The organism is Curtobacterium sp. TC1 (genome assembly GCF_019844075.1).
Classification (GTDB): domain Bacteria; phylum Actinomycetota; class Actinomycetes; order Actinomycetales; family Microbacteriaceae; genus Curtobacterium.
The window spans coordinates 1,644,680-1,667,781 of sequence record NZ_CP081964.1; the positions used below are offsets into that span (position 1 = coordinate 1,644,680).

A 23,102-nucleotide genomic window follows, 5' to 3' on the forward strand; every position below is an offset into this window, starting at 1 on the left:
GACTGTCGCTCAGGCCGAGACTCGGGGTGGGCGCGCGCGACCGCTACTGGTCGTAGGCGAGCGTCACCGTGTCGCCGCGGTACACCGTGGCACCGGCGCCCGGGTCGGTGCCGGTCACCGGGAGCTTCGACTTCCAGTCGTACAACCCGCACAGGATGTTCGTGCAGTCCGGTACGGCGACCTTGAGCCCGAGGCCCTCGAGCGTCGCGGTGGCTTCGTTGATCGTCGCGCCGACGACGCCGTCCTCCGGGACGGTGATCGGCGCCGGACCCTTCGACACGACGACGTCGATCGCGGTGCCGCGCACGGCGGGGGAGTCCTGCACCTCGGCGGAGACGATCTGGCCGGAGGGGACGGTCTCGCTGTACTCCTCGGTGCGCGCGCCGAGGATCAGTCCGACGTCGTCGAGTGCTGCCGACGCTTCGTCGACGGTCCTGCCGACGACGTCGGGCACGGCTCCGAGGGACACCGTGAGGGTGACCGGACCGGTCTCGCCGTAGGCCTTGACCGCGGTCAAGTCGAGCGCCTTGCCGCCCGACGCTCGGCCGGTCGCCGCGATGACGGTGTCCTTCGCGGCGTCGGCGGAGAACTCGTACCGGTTGTCCTGCAGTTCGAAGTCGTCGTCGAGCGCGGCGGTGACGGTGGAGATCGGCTGCCCGACGATCGCCGGCAGCGCGATCATCCTCGGGCCGTTCGACACGACGAGCTGCACGGACGTGCCCTTCTGCACCTCGCGCTCCGCGGCCGGCTTCGTGACGGACACCTGTCCCTTCGCGACGACGGCGTCGAACCGGGTTCCGGTCTTCGACGCCGCGTGCAGGCCCTGGGCTTCGAGCAGCTGCCGGGCCTGCGAGACCGACTTGCCCGTCACTTCGGGGATGCGCACGTTGCCACCCGGCCCCGGCCCGAAGTACCAGCCGAAGCCCGCGCCGATGAGCAGGAGCACGACGAAGACCGACAGTGCGATCCAGCCGCGCTTCCGGCGCTTCGCCGACAGGTCGGCCAGGCGCTGCCCAGCGGGGGACAGCACGCCGGGCTGCGCGCCGGTGCGGCGGGGGCCCGGACCGGTGTTGCGGTTGCGGGTCGCCGGGCGGCTCCGCTCGGGGGAGTCGATGATGGCCGTGGCGTCGGTCGCCGCCGCCGGTGCGTCGGCGGCAGCTGCGCGGGAACCAGCACCGGCTGCACCGGCCCCGGCCGTGGCGCCGCCGCCGGACGGCAGGATCGCGGTCGCGTTCTCGGGCCGCAGCACGGCGGTCCGGTACTGGCCCGTCGCGCGCTGCTGGTTGCCGGCCATGTGGTCGAGCATCTCGCGGGCGTCGCGCGGGCGGTCCTCGGGGTCGCGGGCGGTCGACCAGGCGACGAGTTCGTCGAGCTCGGGCGGCACGCCGGACACCGCTGCGCTCGGCACGGGCACCGTGTCGTTCGCGTGTTGGTAGGCGATCTGCATCGGCTGCTCGCCCTTGTAGGGCTGTTCGCCGGTGAGCATCTCGTAGAGCATGATGCCGAGCGCGTAGATGTCGCTGCGCGAGTCGGCAGCGCCACGGGTGACGAGCTCGGGGGAGAGGTACGCGATCGTGCCGAGCAGGGCGGCCCCGGTCGCGGTGTTCGCGGTCGTCGCCCGGGCCAGACCGAAGTCGCCGAGCTTGATGCGGCCGTCGTCGGCGAGCAGGACGTTCTCGGGCTTCAGGTCGCGGTGCACGATCCCGGCGCGGTGGGCCGAGGCGAGGCCGGCCAGCACCGCCCGCAGGATGTCGGTCGCCTGCTCCGGCGTCAGGGCGTGGTGCTCCTGCAGCAGGTCCCGCAGCGTGATGCCCGGGATGTACTCCATGACGATGTACGCGGTGTCGTCCTCGGCGCCCTGGTCGTAGACACCGACCAGGTTCGGGTGGGACAGCCGTGCGGCCGACCTCGCCTCTTGGATGAAGCGTTCGCGGAAGGCCTGGTCGTCGGCCAGGTGCCCGTGCATGATCTTGATCGCGACGCGTCGCTCGAGGCGGACGTCGGTCGCGAGGTACACGGTCGCCATGCCCCCGCGCGCGATGCGGGAGCGGACGCGGTACCGCTGATCGATCATGCGACCGATCATCGGATCCGTGGCGGCGTTGGTGGTCATCGGCGGCATTCTACGAATCGAGACTGCACGGGACCGCACCGGCGCACCGGTCGTGACCCAATCTCGATCTTCCGGATAAGACTCAGAGGGTGGCCAGCCAGCCCTCGGCGGCGCTCGCCCAGTTGGCGTAGGCCTTCGGGTAGGCGGAGAGCTGCACGGCCTGGGCGGCGTCGGTGATGCTCATCGACGACCACCCGGGCACGTCGAGCAGCCCGCGGGTCTTGCCCGCGTTCGGGTTGTTCCGCCCGCCGAAGAACAGCTTCGTCGCGTACGCCGGGTCCTGCAGCTTCGCCGCACTGCCCCAGCCCTGGCTCGGCCGCTGCTGGAACAGCCCGACCGAGTCGCGATCACCGTGGGGCAGGTTGCGCAGGCTCGACTCCTGCATCGCCGCGGCCAACGCCACCACGATGCCGCGGTCGGACACCCCGAGAGAGCGACCGACGGCGACGATGGTGGCCGCGTTCTGGCGCTGCTCGGCACTCAGTCCGACGGCGGCGCTCACCGCGGCACGCGACGGCGCGGCGGCAGTCACCGCGGCGGAGCTCGACGACGGGATGACGAGGGTCTTGCCCGCGTAGATCGTGCTCGTGTAGGTCAGGCCGTTCGCCGACAACAGCGCGGCGACGGAGACGTGGTGGGACGCGGCGATCGAGCCGATCGTGTCGCCCGAGGAGATCTTCACACTCGACTTCGACGAACCCGACGAACCCGACGACGCGGCGGCCGTCGACACCGAGCCGCCACCGGACGAGCCGTGCGGCACCCGGAGGGTCTGGCCGGGGTAGATCACGCTGCGCTGCGAGAGCTTGTTCGCACTGAGGAGCGCCGTCGTCGACACGCCGACCCGCGACGCGATGCCGGACACGGTGTCGCCCGACTTGACGTGGTAGCTCGAGGTGCTGGACCCCGACCCGGACGTCGATCCGGCGCTCGTGGTCGTGCGCGCCGTCGTCACCGCGGGCGTCGACGCCAGGTGCAGCGTCTGCCCGGGGTGGATGATCGTGTTCCAGCCGAGGCCGTTGCGCACCAGGACCTCCTGCGCCGACAGGCCGAAGCGGGCGGCGATGCCCGAGACCGTGTCGCCCTGACGGACCGTGTAGGTCGTGGGGGTCGCTGCCCTCGTCGTCGCGGCGACCGTCCTGACGGTGGTCTGCGCGGGACGTGCGACCGCGGTACCGAAGACCGGGCGGTTGCCGACGTTGCGGTCCTGGTCGACGTGGCGCTTGTGGTTCGCGTCCGCGTCGTCGTGTCGGGGTTCGGCGTGGGCGACCGGGCCGGTCAGACCGGCGGTCACCGCGATCGTGCCCGCGAGGACGATGGGCATGGTCGCGAACCGGGCGGATCGTGCGCGTCGGGCGGCTTCGTCTGCGGCGTTGTCCACGGTTTCTCCTGATCTCGACTGTCCCGTGCGCGTGCATGCGCGCACTCACAGGTGGCACAACGCTGGCATGGTGTGATTCCCAAGTCAACCAGAGAGCCGGATGTGGTGCGTGTGACGAATGTGACGAACGAGGCGTACTCACTCGGTGCCCCGCTCTGGCACCATGGGCGTGTGAGTGCTGCACCCGTCGACGACCTGACCCTCTCCGAGCGCTGGCTGACCGTCCCCGAGCTGGTGGACCTGTTCAGCACCAGCCCCGGTCGGATTCACCGCCTGTTCGAGGAGCGGACCCTGCTGGCGGCTCGCGTCGGTGGCGTCCTGCGCGTGCCGAGCGAGTTCATCGAGGACCGCGAACCCCTGCCCGAGCTGCGTGGCACCCTCACCGTGCTCGGCGACAACGGCTTCACCGACGACGAGGCTGTGCGCTGGATGCTCACCGTCGACGACTCGATGGGCGTCTCGCCCATCGCGGCGCTGCGCGCCGGTCGCAAGGCCGAGGTGCGTCGCGTGGCGCAGTCGCTGCTCTAGACGCGTTCCGGTTGGACGGGAGGCCCGTGGCGGTGTCGCCACGGGCCTCCCGTCTGTCCTGGTGTCGCCTCTAGGACGACCGGCGGCTGACCGTGTCGGCCAGCGACGCGAGCTGCTCGCGTGCCGACGGCGTCAGCGGCGACGCGTCGAGCGCCGCCTTCGCGCGCTGCACGTGCCGGTCGATGGAACGCTCGACGGCGGCGACCGCACCGGACTCGGTGAGGGTGGCGCGGAGCATCTGCACCTGCTCCTCGTCGAGGTCCGGGTCGCCGAGGAGCTCGTCCAGCAGCTGCCGCGGGCCGCTCGCCAGTGCCTTGCGCGCCGAGGCGATGAGCACGGTGCGCTTGCCCTCGCGCAGGTCGTCGCCCGCGGGCTTGCCGGTGACCTCGGGGTCGCCGAACACGCCGAGCATGTCGTCGCGCAGCTGGTAGGCGACGCCGAGGGGGAGCCCGAAGGCGCGGAGCCCCTCGAGCTGCGACCCGCTCGCGCCGGCCACCAGAGCGCCGATGACGAGCGGTGCCTCGATCGAGTACTTCGCCGACTTGAAGACGATGACGCGCTGGGCGCGGAGCAGGTGCTCGGACTCGTCGATGACGGGCCAGGCTGTTTCTTCGTGCACGTCGAGGTACTGGCCCGCGGTGACGTCGAGGCGCATGGCGTGGAACTCCTGGCGCACGATGCGGCCGCGCACCGGGTCGAGGAGTGCGAGGCCCTCGTCGAACACCGAGTCGCTGAGGGAGAGCAGCAGGTCGCCGAGCAACAGTGCCGAGTTCGTGCCGTACTGTCCGCGGTCGCCGACGAAACCGGACTCCTGGTGGAGCGACTCGAAGCGGCGGTGCGCTGCGGGACGCCCGCGACGGGTGTCCGAGCGGTCCATGATGTCGTCGTGCACGAGGGCCGCGGCGTGGAAGACCTCGAGCGCCGCGGCGACCGTGACGATCGCCTCGGCCGTGGTCTGGCGGGAACCCTCGGCGAGCGGGTCGAACGAGCCCGAACGGCCCGCCACCGACTGCCATCCCCAGTAGCAGAACAGCGCCCGGAAGCGCTTGCCGCCGGACAGCAGATCACGGGCGTACAGGTCGAACGGGGCGAGATCGGGGCTGATCGCGAGGAGCCGCTCACGCTGCTCGTCGAGTGCCCGGTCGATACGCGCCGATACGAGGTCCACTAATCGCGTACTCTCAGCCACAGTCCCTACCCTAGTGGAGCGGTTGGGACATAGAATCGGTCCATTCAACCGAGTGTTTTCCAGCCCGGTTGTTCAACCCCGCGTCGATCCCAGGAACAGAGGGAACCCAGATGCCGCTCTCGGAACAGGAGCAGCGCCTTCTCGAAGAGATGGAGCGCAGCCTCTACCAGAACGATTCCGATTTCGTGGCGCGTGTCACACGTCGACAGGGTCGTCCGACGTACACGGCCATCACGCTCGGTGTGCTCGGTGCACTCGCCGGCGTCGCGATCGTCATCGTCGGTCTCGTGATCAAGGCCCCGCTGCTCGGCATCCTCGGCTTCGTCGTGATGCTCGCCGGTGTCCTCTTCGCCTTGCGCCCGGGCATGCGTGCCCCGAAGGCGAAGCCCGCCCGACCGGGTGCTCCTGCGTCCGGTGGATCGGCTCGTCCGGCCAGCGGTGGCGGTGGGTCCTTCATGGACCGGATGAACGACCGCTGGGACAAGCGGAACGACCAGGGGCAGTAACAGCCCTCCACACTCCTCCCTCGTGACGGGGTCGGCCTTCGGGTCGGCCCCGTTTTCGCGTTCGCGGGTGCGAGCGCGGGCGAGCGTCGTCGAGGTTCCGAAATCTCGGGATCTCGCGCGCCCTGGCGTCCGTTCGTAGAACCTCGGCGACTCGCGCACGGCATGTCGTGGAACCTCGGCGCGGTGCCGGCGCCGTGGTGTGAGCAGCCGGGCACCCCGCGCCACATCGAGCCGTGCTCCGCCGCGCCGCCGTGACGCTCCACCGGCTGCGAAAGTCCTCCACTTTCCTCCACGCACTCCGCTCCGGCCCGGATCCGCGCCATGACAGGCATCCGCGGCGATGGCTCAGCCGCGACCGGCGCCTAAACGGCCCCAGAAGGGGTGCCACGGGGCGAAAAGGGAGCGGATTCCTGCGCATGGGGAGGGGAGTGGAGTAAAGTGGGGCCTGCAACGGTCCGGTGGAGCGGAGGGGAGGCCCGACGTGCTGCTCGGTACTCATGCCCCGAAGCTCGACGAGAAGGGTCGCGTGATCCTCCCCGCCAAGTTCCGGGACGAACTGTCCGGGGGGCTCGTGATGACCCGCGGCCAGGAACGCTGCGTCGTGGTCTTCAGCGCCCGGACGTTCGAGGAACTCCACGAGCGCATCCGGACCGCACCGATGACGTCGAAGCGCACCAGGGACTACATGCGCCTGTTCCTCTCGGGGGCCAGCGCCGAGCAGCCCGACAAGCAGAACCGCGTGACGATCCCGCAGAACCTCCGTGAGTACGCGGGGCTCGAGCGGGACCTGACGGTCATCGGCAGCGGTGACCGTGCCGAGATCTGGTCGACCACCGCGTGGGAGGCCTACTACGCCGAAGCCGAAGAGGCGTTCGCCGACAACGACGAGGAGGTGATCCCGGGGATCTTCTGATCCGTGGATCGGGACTCCCAGCCGTGAAGCCCTGACATCACTTCCCCGATGTCAGGTCGCATGGATGGGGATCCGGACCCGCGGCCCAGGAGACGAGGGGCTGCACATGGCCGACAACGACAACGGGACACCACGCTTCCCGCACACGCCGGTGATGCTCGAGCGCATCGTCGACCTGTTCACGCCGACGCTCGACGGACCGGGCAAGGTCGTCGTCGACGCCACGCTCGGCATGGGCGGTCACTCCGAGGGGCTGCTCGAACGGTTCCCGGAGCTGACGCTGATCGGTCTCGACCGCGACACCGATGCCCTCGGCATCGCGGGGGAGCGGCTCGCCCGCTTCGGCGACCGCGTCCGTCTGGTGCACACCGTGTACGACGGCATCGTCGACGCCATCGAGGGCGAGGGCTTCCGTCAGGTCGACGGCGTGCTGTTCGACCTCGGTGTCAGCTCGCTGCAGCTCGACCGGGCCGAGCGCGGCTTCGCCTACAGTCAGGACGCCCCGCTCGACATGCGGATGGACCGGACCGAGGGGCAGACGGCCGCCGACGTCCTGGCCACCTACGACGAGGGCGAGCTGCGCCGCATCTTCCAGCGCTACGGCGAGGAGAAGCTCGCCGGCCGGTACGCCCGCGCCATCGTCGAGCGCCGAGCGAGCGCACCGTTCACGATGTCCGGCGACCTCGTCCAGGTGCTCCACGACGCGACCCCGGTCGCGATCCAGCGCCAGGGCCACCCGGCGAAGCGCGTGTTCCAGGCGCTGCGCATCGAGGTCAACGCCGAGCTCAGCGTCCTCGAGCGCGCGATCCCGGCGGCACTCGACGCCATCGCGGTCGGTGGCCGGATCGTCGTCGAGTCGTACCAGTCGCTCGAGGACCGCATCGTCAAGCGGGCACTCGTGGAGCGCACGAAGTCGAGCGCCCCCGCCGGGCTGCCCGTCGAGCTCCCCGAGCACGCCCCCACCTTCTCCCTGATCGTCAAGGGCGCCGAGCTGGCCGACGAGGCCGAGCGCGCTGCCAACCCCCGAGCAACACCCGTGCGCCTGCGCGCGGCCGAGCGGATCCGGAAGTGACATGAGCACGAACCTCGCACTCGTCGACCCCGCCGTCGTCCCGTCCCGCGCCCCGCGCCCGGACCGACAGAGCCGGCCGGAGCTCGTCGAGGTCACCCCGACCGCGGCGCAGCGTCGTGCACGGCCCCGCATCGGCTACGCCGTCACGGCGGTCGTCGCGCTCGGCATCCTGCTGCTCGCCCAGCTCGGCATCAGCATGGTGCTCAGCCAGGGGGCCTACACGCTGAGCGCCCTCGGCACCGAGCAGACGAACCTCTCCCGCACGCAGCAGTCGCTCTCCGAGGAACTCCGCGTGCTCGACTCGCCGCAGAACCTGGCCCGCAACGCGCAGTCGCTCGGGATGATCGCGAACTCCACGCCGGTGTACCTCGACCCCAAGACGGGCCGGGTGTACGGCACGCCGACGCCCGCGGTCGCCGACCCGGCCACGGCGAGCACGGAGAACCAGGTGCCGAACTCGCTGCTGAACGACGTCCCCCTCGCCGCGAAGCAGGGCGACACGTCGACGAGCAAGGAGACGGGCTCGACCACCGGCAGCGCGAGCACCACCGGCACCGCCGGCAGCGCCGACGCCAAGGCCGATGACGCCGCCGACAGCGCGACGAGCAGCACGGCCGGCAGCGCCGCGTCTGAGAAGACGAGCGGCGCCAGCGCGTCGGACGGGGGTTCCTCGAAGTCCTCCGTAGAGTCCGACGCGAACCAGCTCCAGGCGCCCTCCACCCGGTGACCTGCGGGTCTGCACCACCCTCTGCACCATCCGGGAAGGACCGCACCGCGTGACGAAGACGATCCGCAACCGCCGACTGCGATACAGCATCGTGATGATCGCCGTGATCGCCCTGGTGGGCGTCTTCGTGGTCCGTCTCGTCGACATCCAGGTCGTGCAGGCCTCGGCCCTCAACGAGCAGTCCACCCAGAAGCGCAGCATCCCGGTGACCATCTACGGCACTCGCGGCTCGATCGTGGACCGCAACGGGACCGAACTCGCCGACAGCGTCACCCGGTACAACATCACCACCGCCCCGCGCCTCGTCAAGAAGTTCACGGGCAAGCTCGGTGGGACACGGGTCAAGGACATCAGCGTGTCGACGGCGCTCACCGCCCTGGCGAAGGCCTCCGGCGGCGACGTCGCGACCATGCGGAAGAACATCGCCGCGAACCCGAAGTCGGACTTCGCCTACCTGGTCAAGGGCCTCGACGTGAAGCACTACGAGGCCGTGACCGACCTCGGCATCCCGTGGATCTACAAGGAGCAGCAGGCGTCGCGGGTCTACCCGACGGGCGCGACCACGGGCAACGTGACCGGCTTCATGGGCACCGACGGCGCGCAGGCCGGCCTGGAGTACGCGTACAACAAGTGCCTGGCCGGCACGAACGGCTCGGAGACGTACGAGCGCGGTGAGGACGGCGTCCAGCTCCCGGGCAGCACCGTGACGAAGAAACAGGCCAAGGACGGCGGCACGCTCGTCACCACGATCGACAGCGACCTGCAGTACATGGCGTTGCAGACCATCGCGTCCGCCGCGAAGACCCTGCAGGCGGAGTCCGCGACGGCCACGGTCACGAGCGTGAAGACGGGTGAGCTGCTCGCGGTCGCCGACTACCCGACGGTGGACCCGAACGACGTGGACGCCACCACCGACAAGGGGGCGTTCGGTTCCCGGGCACTCACGGCGAGCTACGAGCCCGGATCGACGATCAAGGCCGCCATCGCCGCTGCCCTGATCGACCAGGGCAAGTCGAGTCCGACCGACCAGGCAGTCGTGCCCTACTCCCGCACGTTCCCCTGGGGCGGCCGCATCCAGGACTCGGAGTTCCACCAGACCGAGAACCTGACCCTGACCGGCATCCTGCAGAACTCGTCGAACGTCGGCATCACCGAGCTCGGCGAGCGGCTGACGGCCCAGCAGCGCTACGACTACATGAAGAAGTTCGGCCTGTTCGAGCCGGAGAGCGCGATCGACTACCCGGGCCAGCCGTCGATGGACTACGGCTCGAGCCCGAACTGGGACCAGCAGACGAACATCAACTCGATGTTCGGCCAGGGCATCTCGACGACCGCGGTCCAGGTCGCCAGCGTGTTCCAGACCATCGCGAACGACGGTGTCCGGATCCCGCTGCACTTCGTCAAGGGGTGCACCACCTCGGACGGCACGACCATCGACGCGCCCGACGTGCAGAAGCAGCGCGTCGTGTCCGCCGACGCCGCGACGCAGGTCACCGACATGCTCCAGAGCGTGGTCACGGGCGGCACGCTCGTGGGCATGAAGCCGATCTCGGGCTACAACATCGCTGCGAAGACCGGTACGGCCGAGGTGGCCGAGGGCTCGAAGGGCTACGGCGGTCAGCGCATCACCTCGGTGGCCGGAATGGCACCCGCCGAAGACCCCCAGTATGTTGTCACGGTGACGTTCACGAAGCCGCAGACCAACAAGTGGTCGAGCGGAGCGGCTCCGGCGTTCCGCACTCTCATGTCCCAGGTGCTCGAGAAGTACCGAGTAGCCCCCTCCGCGTCCGAGGCGAAGCTCTACCCGTCCACGTGGTGAGGAAGAAGGAATACTTGTCCGCACGGATCCCCCCGGTCCTCCGGCCCGAACACCCCACCCCGAGGGCGGTCGCCGAACTCGCGAACGCGTTCGGCCTCCGCGTGGTCGGCTCGGTCGACGCCGTCGAGACGACCGGTGTCACGCTGAGCGCCGCCGAGGTGCAGCCGGGTGACGTCTTCGTCGGCGTGCACGGTGCGAACCGTCACGGTGCGGAGTTCTCCGCCGAGGCCGCCGAGCGCGGTGCCGTCGCCGTCCTGACCGACGACGCCGGTGTGGCGAGCGCGCAGGCCGCCGGTCTGCCGGTGCTCGTCGTGGACGACCCCCGTGCTGCCCTGGGCGACGTGTCGGCCTGGGTCTACCGCACCCACCCGGACGAGGCCACCGACCTGCCGCAGCTGTTCGCCGTCACCGGCACGAACGGCAAGACGAGCACGTCCTACATCCTCGAGGGGATCCTCAAGCAGCTCGGCCTGGTCACCGGCCTGAGCTCGACCGCCGAGCGCCACATCGGCGCGCTCAGCGTGACGAGCCGCCTCACCACGCCCGAGGCCAGCGAGATGCACGCGCTCCTCGCCCGGATGCGCGAGAGCGAGGTGCGCGCGGTCGCCGTCGAGGTGAGCGCACAGGCACTCAGCCGCCACCGGGTCGACGGCATCGTCTTCGACGTCGCAGCCTTCACGAACCTGTCGCACGACCACCTCGACGACTACGCCGACATGGAGGAGTACTACCAGGCGAAGCTCCCGCTGTTCCAGCCCGAGCACGCCCGTCGCGGCGTCGTCTCGCTGGACACCGACTGGGGCCACCGCGTGGTGCAGGACTCCCGCATCCCGGTCACGACGATCACGGTGCACCCGGACGTCGAGGCCGAGTGGCACGTCGACATCGTCGAGGCACACGCTGCCTACACCGAGTTCCGTCTCACCGGTCCCGAGGGTCGCGAGCTCACCACCCGTGTGCCCCTGATCGGCTGGCACATGGCCGCGAACGCCGCACTGGCGATCGTCATGCTGGTCGAGGGCGGCTTCGAGCTCGGTGCGATCGCGCACGCGCTCGAGACGAACCACCGCCGCTACCCCGACGAGGACGAGCGCGAGCAGCGCGGCGAACGGACGAGCGCCATCGAGTGCTACCTGCCCGGCCGGACCGAGCGCGTCTCGGGCGAGCACGGCCCGAGCGTCTACGTCGACTTCGGGCACAGCGCCGACGCCTTCGAGAACACCCTCGCCGCCGTGCGCCAGTTCACGCCGGGCAAGGTCCTCATGCTGTTCGGCGCCGACGGCGACCGTGACACCACGAAGCGCGGCGACATGGCCCGCGTCGCAGCGGCCGGCAGCGACATCCTCGTCGTCACCGACCACCACCCGCGCTTCGAGGACGCCGCATCGATCCGGAAGACCCTGGTCGACGCCGCGCGCGAGGCGTTCCCGGACCACGAGCTGCACGAGGTGAGCCCGCCAGAGGCCGCCATCCGCCTGGCCGTCGGTCTGCTCGGCGAGGGCGACTCGATCCTCTGGGCCGGCCCCGGCCACCAGGACTACCGCGACATCGCCGGCGTCCGCACCCCCTACTCGGCACGCGACGAGGCCCGTCAGGCCCTGCGCGAAGCGGGTTGGGAACCGAACTCCGGTCCGGCCGAGGACCTCCGATGATCGCGCTCACCCTCGCCGAGATCGCCACCGCGGTCGGCGGCGAGCTGATCGGTGGTGCCCAGGCGACCGACGTCGCCGAGCCCGGCGACCTGGTGGTCGAGGGCTCGGTCGAGACCGACTCGCGCCTGGTCCGCCCCGGCAGCGTCTTCTTCGCCCTGCCCGGCGAGGTCACGGACGGGCGCCGCTTCGTGCCCGCCGCGACCGAGGCCGGCGCAGCGCTCGTCATCACGCCCGAACGGGTGGACACCTCCGCGCCGCAGATCGTCGTCGCGGACGGGTACGCCGCCCTCGCCGCGCTCGCGCACGAGGTCGTCACCCGTGTCCGGATGGCCTCCGCCGACCGCGTCGACGCCGAGGGACGGCCGGCACCCTTGCGGGTCGTCGGCATCACCGGCTCGAACGGCAAGACGAGCACGAAGAACATGCTCCGGACGATCCTCGAGCAGCACGGCGAGACCGTCGCGCCCCAGGGTTCCTTCAACAACCACGTCGGGGCACCGATCTCGATGCTCCGGGTCACGTACGACACGCGGTTCCTGGTCGTCGAGATGGGTGCGAGCGGCGTCGGCCACATCGCCGCGCTCGTGCGCATCGCCGAGCCGGACGTCGGTGTCGTGCTCAAGGTGGGCCTCGCGCACGCCGGCGAGTTCGGCGGCATCGAAGCCACGCAGCGGGCGAAGTCCGAGATGGTCACCGACCTGCCCGCGTCCGCGACCGCGCTGCTCAACGTCGACGACGACCGGGTCGCGTCGATGCGCGACCTGACGGCCGCGCAGGTGGTCGGCTTCGGCACGTCGGCGGATGCCGACTACCGCATCACCGGCATCGAGACGGACCGCAGCGGCACCCGCTTCACCCTCACCGCGCCTCCCGTCCCCGCAGGCGACCCGTCTGCAGACGGAGGCCGACGGGGAGGCCCGGATCACGTCGACGTGCGCCTCGCGATCCTGGGTGAGCACCACGCGATGAACGCGGCGGCCGCCCTGACGGTCGCCCACCGCTGGGGTGTCCCGCTCGCCGACGCCGCCGCGGCGCTCGCGTCGATGACGCGCGCCGAGCGCTGGCGCATGGAGCTGCTGCAGGGCGGCCCCGAGGGCGTCACCGTGATCAACGACGCCTACAACGCGTCACCGGACTCGACCGCAGCGGCGCTGCGGACCCTGGCGCAGATCGTGCGTCCGGGGGAGCGGACCGTCGCCGTGCTCGGCGAGATGGCCGAGCTCGGCGAGTTCTCGACCGAGGAGCACGACCGCATCGGTCGGCTCGTCGTCCGTCTCGGCATCGGACAGCTCGTGGTCGTCGGCCGCGGCGCGATGCCCATCCACCAGGCCGCCACCCTCGAGGGATCGTGGGACGGCGAGTCGGTGTTCATCGAGGACGTCGACGACGCCGTCCGGTCACTCCAGGACATGCTCCGCCCCGGCGACGTGGTCCTGGTCAAGTCCTCGAAGTCGGCGGAACTGCGATTCCTCGGCGACCGCCTCGGAGGTGTCACCGAATGATCGCGCTCCTCATCGCCGGCGCTGTGTCGCTGGTGTTCACGTTGCTGCTCACCCCGTTCTTCATCAAGCTGTTCCACCGTCTCGGGTGGGGGCAGTTCATCCGTGACGACGGCCCGCAGTCGCACCACACCAAGCGCGGCACCGCGACGATGGGCGGCATCGTGCTCATCATCGGCGCGGTGATCGGGTACTTCGTCGGGCACCTGGTCGGGGGCGACTCGATCACGCTGTCCGGCCTGCTCGTGCTCTTCCTGATGGTCGGCCTGGGCTTCGTCGGGTTCATCGACGACTTCCTGAAGGTCCGGCGCCAGCGGAGCCTCGGGCTCGGTGGCTGGGCGAAGGTCCTCGGCCAGGTCATCGTCGGGGTCATCTTCGCGACGGTCGCCCTGGTGGTGCCGACGTCGAACGGCAAGCCCCCGGCGTCGACCATGATCTCGGCGGTCCGGGACATCCCGTGGCTCGACTTCATGGCGCTCGGCACCGTCATCGGCACCGTGCTGTTCCTCGCCTGGATCGTCCTGCTGACGGTGTCCACGTCGAACGGCGTGAACGTGGCCGACGGTCTCGACGGTCTCGCGACCGGTTCGAGCATCCTGGCGATCGGCTCGTACGTGATCATCGGCTTCTGGCAGTCGAACCAGATCTGCGGCGGTGCCCGGCTCGACGCGAGCACCGAGCACGCCTGCTACACCGTGAGCAACCCGCTCGACCTGGCGGTCGTCGCGGCCGCGGTCTGCGGCGGGCTCATCGGCTTCCTCTGGTACAACACGTCGCCGGCGCAGATCTTCCTCGGCGACACGGGGTCGCTCGGCCTCGGTGGCGCGCTGGCGGGTCTCGCGATCCTCAGCCGCACCGAGCTGCTGCTCGTCCTGATCGGCGGCCTGTTCTTCATCGTCACCGGCTCGGTCATCCTGCAGCGGGCGTACTTCAAGATCACCCACGGCAAGCGGATCTTCCGGATGAGTCCGCTGCACCACCACTTCGAACTGAAGGGGTGGGCCGAGGTGACGGTCGTCGTCCGGTTCTGGATCATCGCGGGGCTCTTCGTCGCCGCGGGGGTCGGCCTCTTCTACCTCGAATGGATCGCACGTGTCGGCTGACCGTCTCGCCTCGCTCGACAGCTGGTACGCCGAGGGGTGGAAGGGCCTGAACGTCGCCGTCCTCGGCCTCGGCGCGACCGGCTTCTCGGTCGCAGACACCCTGGTCGAGCTCGGCAGCGCGGTCACGGTCTACTCGACCGACGCGCCGTCGGACAGCGTCGAGCTGCTCGACGTCATCGGGGCCCGCTTCGTGCAGACCCCGCTCGACGCCGTCCCGGCGGCACTGCAGGAGCAGGCGCCCGACGTCGTCATCGTGTCGCCCGGCCTGCCGCCGCACAACGCGACCGTGCAGTGGTCCGTCCGGAACAGCACCGTGTGGGGCGACATCGAGCTCGCCTGGCGCGTGCGCGACAAGGTCGTGCGCGGCCCGGTCGCCGCGCCGTGGATCACGATCACGGGCACCAACGGCAAGACCACCACCACGCAGCTCACGACCGCGATGTACGAGGCCGGCGGCCTGCGTGCCGTGGCCTGCGGCAACATCGGCGTGCCGGTACTCGACGTCGTGCGCGACCCGGACGGCTACGACGTCCTCGTGGTCGAGCTCTCGAGCCACCAGCTGCACTACATGGCGACCTCGGGTGACGGTGCGGTCGTGCCGCTCGCGAGCGCCTGCCTGAACATCGCCGACGACCACCTCGAGTGGCACGGCTCCGCCGCGGCCTACCGTGCCGCGAAGGCGAAGGTCTACGAGCGCACCGTGATGGCGTGCGTCTACAACACCGCTGACGACGTCACGCGCGACATGGTCCAGGAGGCCGACGTTGTCGAGGGCTGCCGTGCCGTCGGCTTCACGCCCGGGGTGCCCGCGCCCGGTGACGTCGGCATCGTCGAGGACGTCCTCTGCGACCGGGCTTTCACCGAGGACCGCCGGAACAGCGCGCTCGAACTCTCGACCGTCGCCGACCTCGAGGCCGCCGGGCTCGCCAGCCCGCACATGACGATGAACGTGCTCGCCGCCGCCGCGCTCGCCCGCGCCGGCACGGTCCAGCCGAGTGCGATCCGTTCCGCGGTCCGCGCCTTCCGCGCCGACCACCACCGCACGGAGCTCGTGGCCGAGTCGGCGGGCATCGCGTGGGTCGACGACTCGAAGGCGACGAACCCGCACGCCGCCACCGCGTCACTGGCGTCGTTCGACACCGTCGTCTGGATCGTCGGGGGCCTGTTCAAGGGCGTCGACGTGGACGCCCTCGTCGAGCGGTTCGGCCCCGAGGTGCGCGCCGTCGTGGTGATCGGCACCGACCGGACCCCCGTCGTGGAGGCATTCGCGCGACACGCGTCCGGGGTGCCGGTGCTCCAGGTGGAGACGACGGACACTGATCAGGTCATGCCCGAGGCGGTCCGGCATGCCGCATCGGTCGCGAGACCGGGCGACACGGTCCTCCTCGCCCCGGCGGCTGCGTCGTTCGACCAGTTCGGCTCCTACGCCGACCGGGGGCGTCGTTTCGCGGCGGCGGTCCACGAGCACCTGGGAGGCAACGCCGATGGCGACGACGGATCTTCCGAACAGTCGTAGCACGACGGCGACGGGCACCCCGCGTCGCACGAACGGCGCACTCGTCGCCGTCAAGAACGTCTTCGTCGCCGAGTCGAGCACCTTCTACACGATCCTCGGCGTCACGCTGTTCCTGGTGGTCTTCGGCGTCGTGATGGTCCTGTCGTCGTCGAGCGTCGAGCAGTACGCCGCGACGCACGACTTCTTCGGTGCGGCGTCCCGCCAGGGGCTCTACGCCGTCCTCGGCGTCCCGCTCATGCTCGTCGCGAGTCGTGTCCCGACGCGGCTGTGGCGGAAGTGGGCGATGCGCCTGCTCGGCGCCGCACTCGCCCTGCAGCTCCTCGTCTACACACCGCTCGGCATCGACGTCCAGGGCAACCGGAACTGGATCGGCATCGGCTCGTTCACCGCGCAGCCGTCCGAGGTCGTCAAGCTCGGTCTGGTGCTCGGCATCGGCGCGATCATGTACGTCAAGCGCGACAAGCTCGACGACTGGAAAGAGGTGTTCATCCCGATCGGGATCGCCTCGCTCCTGTCGCTCGGCCTCGTGATCCTCGGTGGCGACCAGGGCACCGCGATGATCATGCTCATCCTGGTCCTCGGTGCGCTCTACGTCGGCGGCGCCCGGGCCCGGCACCTGCTGGTCGGCCTGGCGGCGATGGCGGTCATGCTGCCGTTCGTGACGATGGCCTCGTCGTCCCGTCAGGTGCGCATCAGCGCGTGGCTGTCCGGCTGCACCGACTCCAACCAGTACGCCGACCTGTGCTGGCAGCCCGTGCACGGCATGTGGGCGCTGGCGTCCGGTGGCGTGTTCGGCGTCGGGCTCGGCAACTCCAAGGCGAAGTGGTCGTGGCTGCCCGAGGCGGACAACGACTACATCTTCGCGATCATCGGCGAGGAGCTCGGGCTGATCGGCGCCGTCGTCGTGCTCGCACTGTTCGTCGTGCTCGCCGTCGGCATGATCAAGATCATCCGGCAGTCCCGCGACCCGTTCGTGAAGACCGTCACGGGCGGCATCCTCGCGTGGATCATCGGCCAGGCGCTGGTGAACATCGCCGTGGTCCTCGGCCTGCTCCCGGTCCTCGGCGTCCCACTGCCGCTGATCTCGGCCGGCGGGTCCGCGCTCATCATGACCCTGGTGGCGATCGGCGTCGTGCTGTCGTTCGCCCGTGACCTGCCCGGCAAGAACGACCCGCGCACCACGAACCCGCCCCTCGACAGCACCACCACGAACGGACGACTCCGGTGAGCAAGTACCTCTTCGCCGGCGGGGGCACCGCCGGACACGTCAACCCGCTGCTCGCGGTCGCCGACCGGCTGACCGAGCGCGAGCCGGACGCCGAGGTGCTCGTCCTGGGCACCGCCGAGGGTCTGGAGTCCCGTCTGGTGCCGATGCGCGGGTACGAGCTCCTCACGATCCCGCGTCTCCCGTTCCCCCGGAAGCTGGGCGGCGCGGCCCTGCGCTTCCCGCAGCGGTTCGCAGCGGCCGTCAAGCGCACCGAGCAGATCATCCGGGAGCGCGAGGTCGAGGTCGTCCTCGGCGTCGGCGGCTACGCGGCGGCACCGGCGTACATCGCGGCCCGGCGCACCGGCACCCCGATCGTCGTGCACGAGCAGAACGCGAAGCCCGGGCTGGCCAACCGCCTGGCCGCGTTCCTCACCGACCACGTCGGCCTGACCTTCTCGAACACCCGACTGCGGCACGGCCGGGTCGTGGGCATGCCGCTCCGGCGCGAGATCGAGTCGCTCGACCGTCGTGCGAGCCGGGCCGCGGCCCTCGCGGAGTTCGGGCTCGACCCGTCCCGCCCCGTGCTGCTCGTCACGGGTGGTTCGTCGGGCGCCCGCAGCATCAACCGCACGATCAACGCGTCCGCGGCGACGATCGTGGGTGCCGGTTGGCAGATCCTGCACGTCGTCGGTGCGGCGTCCGACATCGGTCCGAGCGACCTCGACGGCTACCACGTGCTGGCGTACTGCGACCGGATGGACCTGGCGTACGCGGCGAGCGACTTCGTCGTGTCGCGCTCCGGCGCCGGCATGGTCTGCGAGCTCACCGCGGTCGGGCTGCCGAGCGTGCTCGTGCCGTACCCTGTCGGCAACGGCGAGCAGCGCCACAACGCGAAGGACGTCGTCGACGCCGGGGGAGCAGTGCTCGTGGCGGACGGGGAATTCGACCAGGACTGGGTGACGTTCCAGCTCCTGACGGTCCTGCAGGACCGGTCCCGCATCGCGGACATGACGGTCCGGGCGGGCAGCGTCGGGCACCGCGACGGCGCCGACCGGATGACCGACCTCGTCCTCGACGCCGCGAGGCACGCGCAGCAGGGCACCGGCGCAGCCAGCACCACGGAGGAACCATGACCATCAAGCCCGACCTGACGCAGCCGATCCCGGACGACCTCGGCACCGTGCACTTCGTCGGCATCGGCGGCGCCGGCATGAGCGGCATCGCCCGGATGTTCCTCGCCGCCGGCCACCGCGTCACCGGCAGCGACTCCCGCGAGACCGAGACGACGGGCATCATGCGCGACCTCGGTGCCGCGGTGCGCATCGGCCACGACGCCGCGAACGTCGGCGACGCGGACACCATCGTCGTCACGAGCGCGCTGTGGCCGGACAACCCCGAACTGCTCGAGGCGCAGCGCCGCGGTCTGCCGGTGCTGCACCGGTCGCAGGCCCTGGCCGCCCTGATCGCCGAGCACCGTCTCGTGGCGGTCGCCGGTGCCCACGGCAAGACCACCTCGACCGGCATGATCGTCACCGCGATGGTCGAGCTCGGCCTCGACCCGAGCTTCGTCAACGGCGGCGTCATCCAGTCGCTCGGGACGAGTTCGGCGCCGGGCACGAGCGACCTGTTCGTGGTCGAGGCCGACGAGTCCGACGGCTCGTTCCTGCTCTACGACGTCGCCGTGGCCCTCATCACGAACGTCGACGCCGACCACCTCGACCACTACGGCAGCGAGGAGGCGTTCACCGAGGCGTTCGTCGAGTTCGCCGCGAAGGCGAGCGAGCGCATCGTCATCTCGAGCGACGACGCCGGTGCCGAGACCGTCACGGCCGGCATCCGGCAGCGCGCCGACGCCCCCGAGGTCGTCACCTTCGGCGAGGCCGTCGACGCCGACGTGCGCATCGAGCGGATCATCGAGTCCGCGGGCGTCGAGGTCGAGTTCCGTGCCGGCGGCGAAGCACACCACCTGACACTGCGCGTGCCGGGCCGACACAACGCGATCAACGCCGTCGGCGCCTTCGCGGTCCTGACCGGCCTGGGCGTCAGCGCCGCGGACGCGATCCGCGGGCTCGAGGCCTTCGGCGGCACCCAGCGCCGCTTCGAACTGCACGGCGTCGAGCGCGGGGTGTCCGTCTACGACGACTACGCGCACCACCCCACCGAGGTCGCGGCGGCACTGAAGGCCGCCCGCAACGTCGTCGGCGACGGCCGCATCATCGCCATCCACCAGCCGCACCTGTACTCCCGCACCCGCCTGATGGCCGGTGACTTCGCCCGGGTCTACGAGGAACTCGCCGACCACACCGTCGTCCTCGACGTCTACGGTGCGCGCGAGGACCCGGAGCCCGGCGTGACCGGTGCCCTGGTGCAGGAGCGGTTCGCCGACCAGTCCCGCGTGGAGTTCCTGCCCGACTGGGACGAGGCCGCCGCCCGTGCCGCCGCGGTCGCCCGTGACGGCGACATCATCATGACGCTCAGCTGCGGTGACGTGTACCGGATCATCCCGCAGGTGCTCGGCGCCCTCCACGACGACGGCGCGCTGACGCGGTGAAACGACCAGAGGGGTTCGACGAGGGGGACGTCCGCAGGGACGTCCCGGCCGAGGGCGCCGACGCGCCCCGGCAGCGTCGTGGTCCCTCGATGCCGCGGCTCCCGTTCCGTGGGCGCACACCCGATGACCGGGAGGCCCGTCCCACGCCCGACGAGTCGGCTGCGGTCGACGAGGCGCCGCCCAGCACCACCCCGACCACCGATGCCGCCGACTCGACGCGTGACCGCGTCGGCACCCTCGCGGGCGCGGCCGGCCGCCGTGTCGGCGCCGGCTTCGGGGCCGTCGCCGACCGCTTGCGCGAGTACACACCGGACGAGGACCACCGCGACTCGCGCCCCGACGCGGGCAACGCGCCCCGAGGAGACGGGGCGCGACGACCGTCCGGGGGCGCGGCGGGCAGTGCACGCGACCAGGACGCGACCGTGACGGACGTGCTCGACGCGGGCAGTGCCTCCCGGCCGGTCCACCACGACGACGCACCGATCGGTGCCGGCGTCCGTGCGGCCGAGACCGCACGCGAGGCGCGCGTCGCGAAGCGCCGCCGCCGCCTGCTCGAACGGGCAGAGGTCCGTCGCTTCACCCGCCGCAGCCGCCACCGCCGCGCTGCCTGGATCACCGCGGCCGGCATCGTGCTCGTGCTCGGCGTCTCGATCCTGGTGGCGGTCTTCTCGCCGCTGATGGCGCTGCAGACGATCGAGGTGAAGGGCACGAACCGCGTCGACGAGACCGCGTTGCGACAGGCGCTGTCCGACCAGGTCGGCACGCCGCTCGCGCGACTCGACTTCGACGCGATCAAGCAGGACATCGCCGGCTTCCCGCTCATCGAGAGCTACGTGACGGAAGAGGCGCCGCCGCACACCCTCGTCGTGACGGTCACCGAGCGCACGCCCGTCGTGGCCGTGAAGTCCGGCAGCTCGTTCGACCTCGTCGACCCGGCCGGCATCGTCGTGCAGTCGTCGCCGAAGCGTCCGGCCACGATGCCGCTCGCCGACATCGCCCGCGCGCGCCTCGGGTCCTCGAGCTTCCGCACCATGACCGAGGTCGTGCTGGCGCTGCCCTCGACGGTGCGGTCGCAGGTCACGCGGGTCGCCGGGTCCACCGCCGACGACGTGACCCTGACCCTCAAGGACGGCTCGACCGTCGTGTGGGGGAGTCCCGACGACTCCGACACGAAGGCCGCGCTGCTCGCCGCCCTGGTGAAGGACCACGCGGCACGGAACCCGGGCGTCGTCGTCGAGTACGACGTGTCGGCACCGGACAACGGCGTGATCCGCGCGAAGGACTGAATTGCCGACCTGATCGGCGACACGCGGCGTGGCGGGGCGACAGTGCGCGGAACCCACCCGTAGCGTCGGAGACAGCACCACATCTACCAGCATTGCCCCTGAACTTCAAGTAGAGGTTGAGGGTTCAACCGGAGGCCTGACTGACGTGACCACGAACCACAACTACCTCGCCGTCATCAAGGTCGTCGGTGTCGGCGGCGGCGGCGTCAACGCCGTCAACCGGATGATCGAACTCGGCCTCCGTGGCGTCGAGTTCATCGCGATCAACACCGACGCCCAGGCGCTGCTGCTCAGCGACGCCGACGTCAAGCTCGACGTCGGCCGCGAGATCACCCGCGGTCTCGGCGCCGGCGCGGACCCCGAGGTCGGCCGTCGTGCCGCCGAGGACCACGCCGAAGAGATCGAAGAGGCCCTCGCAGGTGCCGACATGGTATTCGTCACCGCCGGTGAAGGCGGTGGGACCGGCACGGGTGGTGCGCCCGTCGTCGCCCGCATCGCCAAGTCCATCGGCGCGCTCACCATCGGCGTCGTCACGAAGCCGTTCAGCTTCGAGGGCAAGCGTCGTCAGTCGCAGGCCGAGAACGGGGTCGCCGGGCTCAAGGACGAGGTCGACACGCTCATCGTCGTGCCGAACGACCGCCTGCTCGAGATCAGCGACCGCGGCATCTCGATGGTCGAGGCCTTCGCCACCGCCGACCAGGTGCTCCTCGCCGGCGTGCAGGGCATCACCGACCTCATCACCACCCCGGGCCTCATCAACCTCGACTTCGCCGACGTGAAGTCCGTCATGCAGGGTGCGGGGTCCGCGCTCATGGGCATCGGTTCCTCGCGGGGTGCCGACCGTGCCATCAAGGCCGCGGAGCTCGCCGTGGCGTCGCCGCTGCTCGAGGCCTCGATCGACGGTGCGCACGGCGTGCTGCTCTCGATCCAGGGCGGCTCGAACCTCGGCATCTTCGAGATCAACGACGCCGCCCGTCTGGTGCAGGAAGCCGTGCACCCCGAGGCGAACATCATCTTCGGTGCGGTCATCGACGACACCCTCGGCGACGAGGTCCGCGTGACCGTCATCGCCGCGGGCTTCGACGGCGGCGAGCCGGCGCAGCAGCAGAAGGAGCGTCGCTCGAGCTACGTCGACCCCGAGTCGAGCGCGACGGCCCCCGTCGCCGCGTCGACCGGAGCGATCGAGGACTCCAGCACGTCGAGCCCGTCCTGGGCCTCGCAGGAGCACCAGCCGCCGGTGCAGCGCGCCGCCGACCCGGCGTTCGACGACGACGACGAGCTCGACGTCCCCGACTTCCTGAAGTAACCGTTCCATGGCAGGTGATCCGCGCCTCCCGTCCTCGTCACCAGACGACGGACTGGAGGCGCGTGTCGCGTCCGTCCGGAGCAGCATCGCCGACGCGGCGCGCGCCGCGGGGCGCTCGGTCGACGACCTGACGCTCATCGTCGTCACGAAGTACCACCCGGCATCCCTCGTCCGGGCCCTGGCGTCGCTCGGGGTCACCGACGTGGGGGAGAACCGCCACCAGGAGGCCCAGTCCAAGGCCGCCGAGCTCGACGACCTCGCCCTGACCTGGCACTTCGTTGGGCAGCTGCAGTCGAAGAAGGCCCGGCAGGTCCGTCGCTACGCGCACGTCGTGCAGTCGCTCGACCGGACCTCGGTGGTGGACGCCTTCGCGCCGACCGAGGCCGAACCGCAGCCGCCGGTCATCGACGGCTTCGTGCAGGTCAACCTGACCGACGACCCCGGCCGCGGCGGCGTGCAACCGGACGACGTCGAGGCGATGGCCACACGCGTGCTCGAGACCGGCACGATCCGGCTGCGGGGCGTGATGGCGGTCGCACCCCTCGACGAGGACCCCCGTGCGGCCTTCGCACGACTCCGGACGATCTCCGAGCGGGTCGTGTCACTCGCACCCGGCGCCACCGACATCTCGGCCGGCATGAGCGGCGACTACGCCGACGCCGTGCTCGAGGGCGCGACACACCTGCGGATCGGTACCGCAATCACGGGAAATCGGCCGGCGGCACCCTAGCCTC

19 protein-coding genes are annotated in these 23,102 nt (G+C 70.8%); 16 read left to right on the forward strand and 3 right to left on the reverse strand.

Going from position 1 to position 23,102, the window contains the following annotated elements; genetic code table 11:
* Nucleotides 1-43: 43 nt before the first annotated feature.
* Entirely contained in the window at nt 44-2,113 is a 2,070-nt protein-coding gene (gene pknB, locus KZI27_RS08930; protein ID WP_222660693.1) for a Stk1 family PASTA domain-containing Ser/Thr kinase, read from the reverse strand.
* Nucleotides 2,114-2,195: 82 nt separating this feature from the next.
* Complete coding sequence (locus KZI27_RS08935; protein WP_261784189.1) at nt 2,196-3,494, reverse strand: LysM peptidoglycan-binding domain-containing protein; 1,299 nt, start codon at nt 3,492-3,494, stop codon at nt 2,196-2,198.
* Nucleotides 3,495-3,665: 171 nt separating this feature from the next.
* On the opposite strand from KZI27_RS08935, the gene KZI27_RS08940 reads away from it, so the two are divergent.
* Complete coding sequence (locus KZI27_RS08940) at nt 3,666-4,022, forward strand: Rv2175c family DNA-binding protein (protein WP_222660695.1); 357 nt, start codon at nt 3,666-3,668, stop codon at nt 4,020-4,022.
* A 70-nt stretch (nt 4,023-4,092) separates the two neighbouring features.
* Here the strand turns inward: KZI27_RS08940 and KZI27_RS08945 are convergent, their stop codons facing one another.
* Nucleotides 4,093-5,211 (reverse strand): polyprenyl synthetase family protein, encoded by a 1,119-nt coding sequence (locus KZI27_RS08945; protein WP_222660697.1) that lies wholly within the window; start codon nt 5,209-5,211, stop codon nt 4,093-4,095.
* 110 nt (nt 5,212-5,321) lie between these two features.
* On the opposite strand from KZI27_RS08945, the gene KZI27_RS08950 reads away from it, so the two are divergent.
* The 15 genes from KZI27_RS08950 to KZI27_RS09020 all read left to right on the forward strand — a co-directional run bounded on the left by KZI27_RS08950 (nt 5,322) and on the right by KZI27_RS09020 (nt 23,098).
* Nucleotides 5,322-5,717, forward strand: coding sequence for a DUF3040 domain-containing protein (locus KZI27_RS08950; RefSeq protein WP_222660699.1), 396 nt, complete (start codon nt 5,322-5,324; stop codon nt 5,715-5,717).
* A gap of 481 nt (nt 5,718-6,198) precedes the next feature.
* Nucleotides 6,199-6,630 (forward strand): division/cell wall cluster transcriptional repressor MraZ, encoded by a 432-nt coding sequence (mraZ, locus tag KZI27_RS08955; RefSeq protein ID WP_071254530.1) that lies wholly within the window; start codon nt 6,199-6,201, stop codon nt 6,628-6,630.
* Between the two features lie 106 nt (nt 6,631-6,736).
* Nucleotides 6,737-7,702: a 16S rRNA (cytosine(1402)-N(4))-methyltransferase RsmH gene (gene rsmH / locus KZI27_RS08960; protein WP_222660701.1), complete on the forward strand. Its 966-nt coding sequence runs from the start codon at nt 6,737-6,739 to the stop codon at nt 7,700-7,702.
* Between the two features lies 1 nt (nt 7,703).
* Nucleotides 7,704-8,429, forward strand: a complete 726-nt coding sequence (locus KZI27_RS08965) for a hypothetical protein (protein WP_222660703.1) — start codon at nt 7,704-7,706, stop codon at nt 8,427-8,429.
* A 49-nt stretch (nt 8,430-8,478) separates the two neighbouring features.
* Nucleotides 8,479-10,248, forward strand: a complete 1,770-nt coding sequence (locus KZI27_RS08970) for a peptidoglycan D,D-transpeptidase FtsI family protein (protein WP_222660705.1) — start codon at nt 8,479-8,481, stop codon at nt 10,246-10,248.
* Nucleotides 10,249-10,262: 14 nt separating this feature from the next.
* A complete protein-coding gene (locus KZI27_RS08975) occupies nt 10,263-11,900 on the forward strand; it encodes a Mur ligase family protein (RefSeq protein ID WP_123312956.1) in 1,638 nt (545 codons plus the stop codon).
* Nucleotides 11,897-13,402 (forward strand): UDP-N-acetylmuramoyl-tripeptide--D-alanyl-D-alanine ligase, encoded by a 1,506-nt coding sequence (gene murF, locus KZI27_RS08980; protein ID WP_222660707.1) that lies wholly within the window; start codon nt 11,897-11,899, stop codon nt 13,400-13,402. Before KZI27_RS08975 ends, murF begins: the two co-directional genes overlap by 4 nt.
* Complete coding sequence (mraY, locus tag KZI27_RS08985; protein WP_222660709.1) at nt 13,399-14,502, forward strand: phospho-N-acetylmuramoyl-pentapeptide-transferase; 1,104 nt, start codon at nt 13,399-13,401, stop codon at nt 14,500-14,502. Before murF ends, mraY begins: the two co-directional genes overlap by 4 nt.
* On the forward strand, nt 14,492-16,018 hold the full coding sequence (murD, locus tag KZI27_RS08990) for a UDP-N-acetylmuramoyl-L-alanine--D-glutamate ligase (protein ID WP_222660711.1): 1,527 nt from the start codon (nt 14,492-14,494) through the stop codon (nt 16,016-16,018). Before mraY ends, murD begins: the two co-directional genes overlap by 11 nt.
* Nucleotides 15,987-17,246, forward strand: a complete 1,260-nt coding sequence (gene ftsW, locus KZI27_RS08995; protein ID WP_123312952.1) for a putative lipid II flippase FtsW — start codon at nt 15,987-15,989, stop codon at nt 17,244-17,246. Before murD ends, ftsW begins: the two co-directional genes overlap by 32 nt.
* Nucleotides 17,243-18,358 carry a UDP-N-acetylglucosamine--N-acetylmuramyl-(pentapeptide) pyrophosphoryl-undecaprenol N-acetylglucosamine transferase gene (locus KZI27_RS09000; RefSeq protein WP_222660713.1) on the forward strand — a complete coding sequence of 372 codons (1,116 nt, stop codon included), beginning with the start codon at nt 17,243-17,245 and terminating at the stop codon, nt 18,356-18,358. The genes ftsW and KZI27_RS09000 overlap by 4 nt, the downstream gene beginning before the upstream one ends.
* Complete coding sequence (gene murC / locus KZI27_RS09005; protein ID WP_222660715.1) at nt 18,355-19,776, forward strand: UDP-N-acetylmuramate--L-alanine ligase; 1,422 nt, start codon at nt 18,355-18,357, stop codon at nt 19,774-19,776. Before KZI27_RS09000 ends, murC begins: the two co-directional genes overlap by 4 nt.
* On the forward strand, nt 19,773-21,062 hold the full coding sequence (locus KZI27_RS09010) for an FtsQ-type POTRA domain-containing protein (protein WP_222660716.1): 1,290 nt from the start codon (nt 19,773-19,775) through the stop codon (nt 21,060-21,062). Before murC ends, KZI27_RS09010 begins: the two co-directional genes overlap by 4 nt.
* Nucleotides 21,063-21,207: 145 nt before the next feature.
* Nucleotides 21,208-22,368 (forward strand): cell division protein FtsZ, encoded by a 1,161-nt coding sequence (gene ftsZ, locus KZI27_RS09015; RefSeq protein ID WP_111085783.1) that lies wholly within the window; start codon nt 21,208-21,210, stop codon nt 22,366-22,368.
* A 7-nt stretch (nt 22,369-22,375) separates the two neighbouring features.
* Nucleotides 22,376-23,098 (forward strand): YggS family pyridoxal phosphate-dependent enzyme, encoded by a 723-nt coding sequence (locus KZI27_RS09020; protein WP_222660718.1) that lies wholly within the window; start codon nt 22,376-22,378, stop codon nt 23,096-23,098.
* The last annotated feature ends 4 nt before the right edge of the window (nt 23,099-23,102 follow it).

What these genes read in the sequence shown, in the direction of transcription:
- KZI27_RS08950 (WP_222660699.1), top strand. Translation starts at nt 5,322, where the DNA reads ATGCCGCTCTCGGAACAGGAGCAGCGCCTTCTCGAAGAGATGGAGCGC.
- KZI27_RS08965 (WP_222660703.1), top strand. Translation starts at nt 7,704, where the DNA reads ATGAGCACGAACCTCGCACTCGTCGACCCCGCCGTCGTCCCGTCCCGC.
- KZI27_RS09020 (WP_222660718.1), top strand. Translation starts at nt 22,376, where the DNA reads ATGGCAGGTGATCCGCGCCTCCCGTCCTCGTCACCAGACGACGGACTG.
- pknB (WP_222660693.1), bottom strand. Translation starts at nt 2,113, where the DNA reads ATGACCACCAACGCCGCCACGGATCCGATGATCGGTCGCATGATCGAT.
- rsmH (WP_222660701.1), top strand. Translation starts at nt 6,737, where the DNA reads ATGGCCGACAACGACAACGGGACACCACGCTTCCCGCACACGCCGGTG.
- ftsW (WP_123312952.1), top strand. Translation starts at nt 15,987, where the DNA reads ATGGCGACGACGGATCTTCCGAACAGTCGTAGCACGACGGCGACGGGC.
- murF (WP_222660707.1), top strand. Translation starts at nt 11,897, where the DNA reads ATGATCGCGCTCACCCTCGCCGAGATCGCCACCGCGGTCGGCGGCGAG.
- murC (WP_222660715.1), top strand. Translation starts at nt 18,355, where the DNA reads ATGACCATCAAGCCCGACCTGACGCAGCCGATCCCGGACGACCTCGGC.
- mraY (WP_222660709.1), top strand. Translation starts at nt 13,399, where the DNA reads ATGATCGCGCTCCTCATCGCCGGCGCTGTGTCGCTGGTGTTCACGTTG.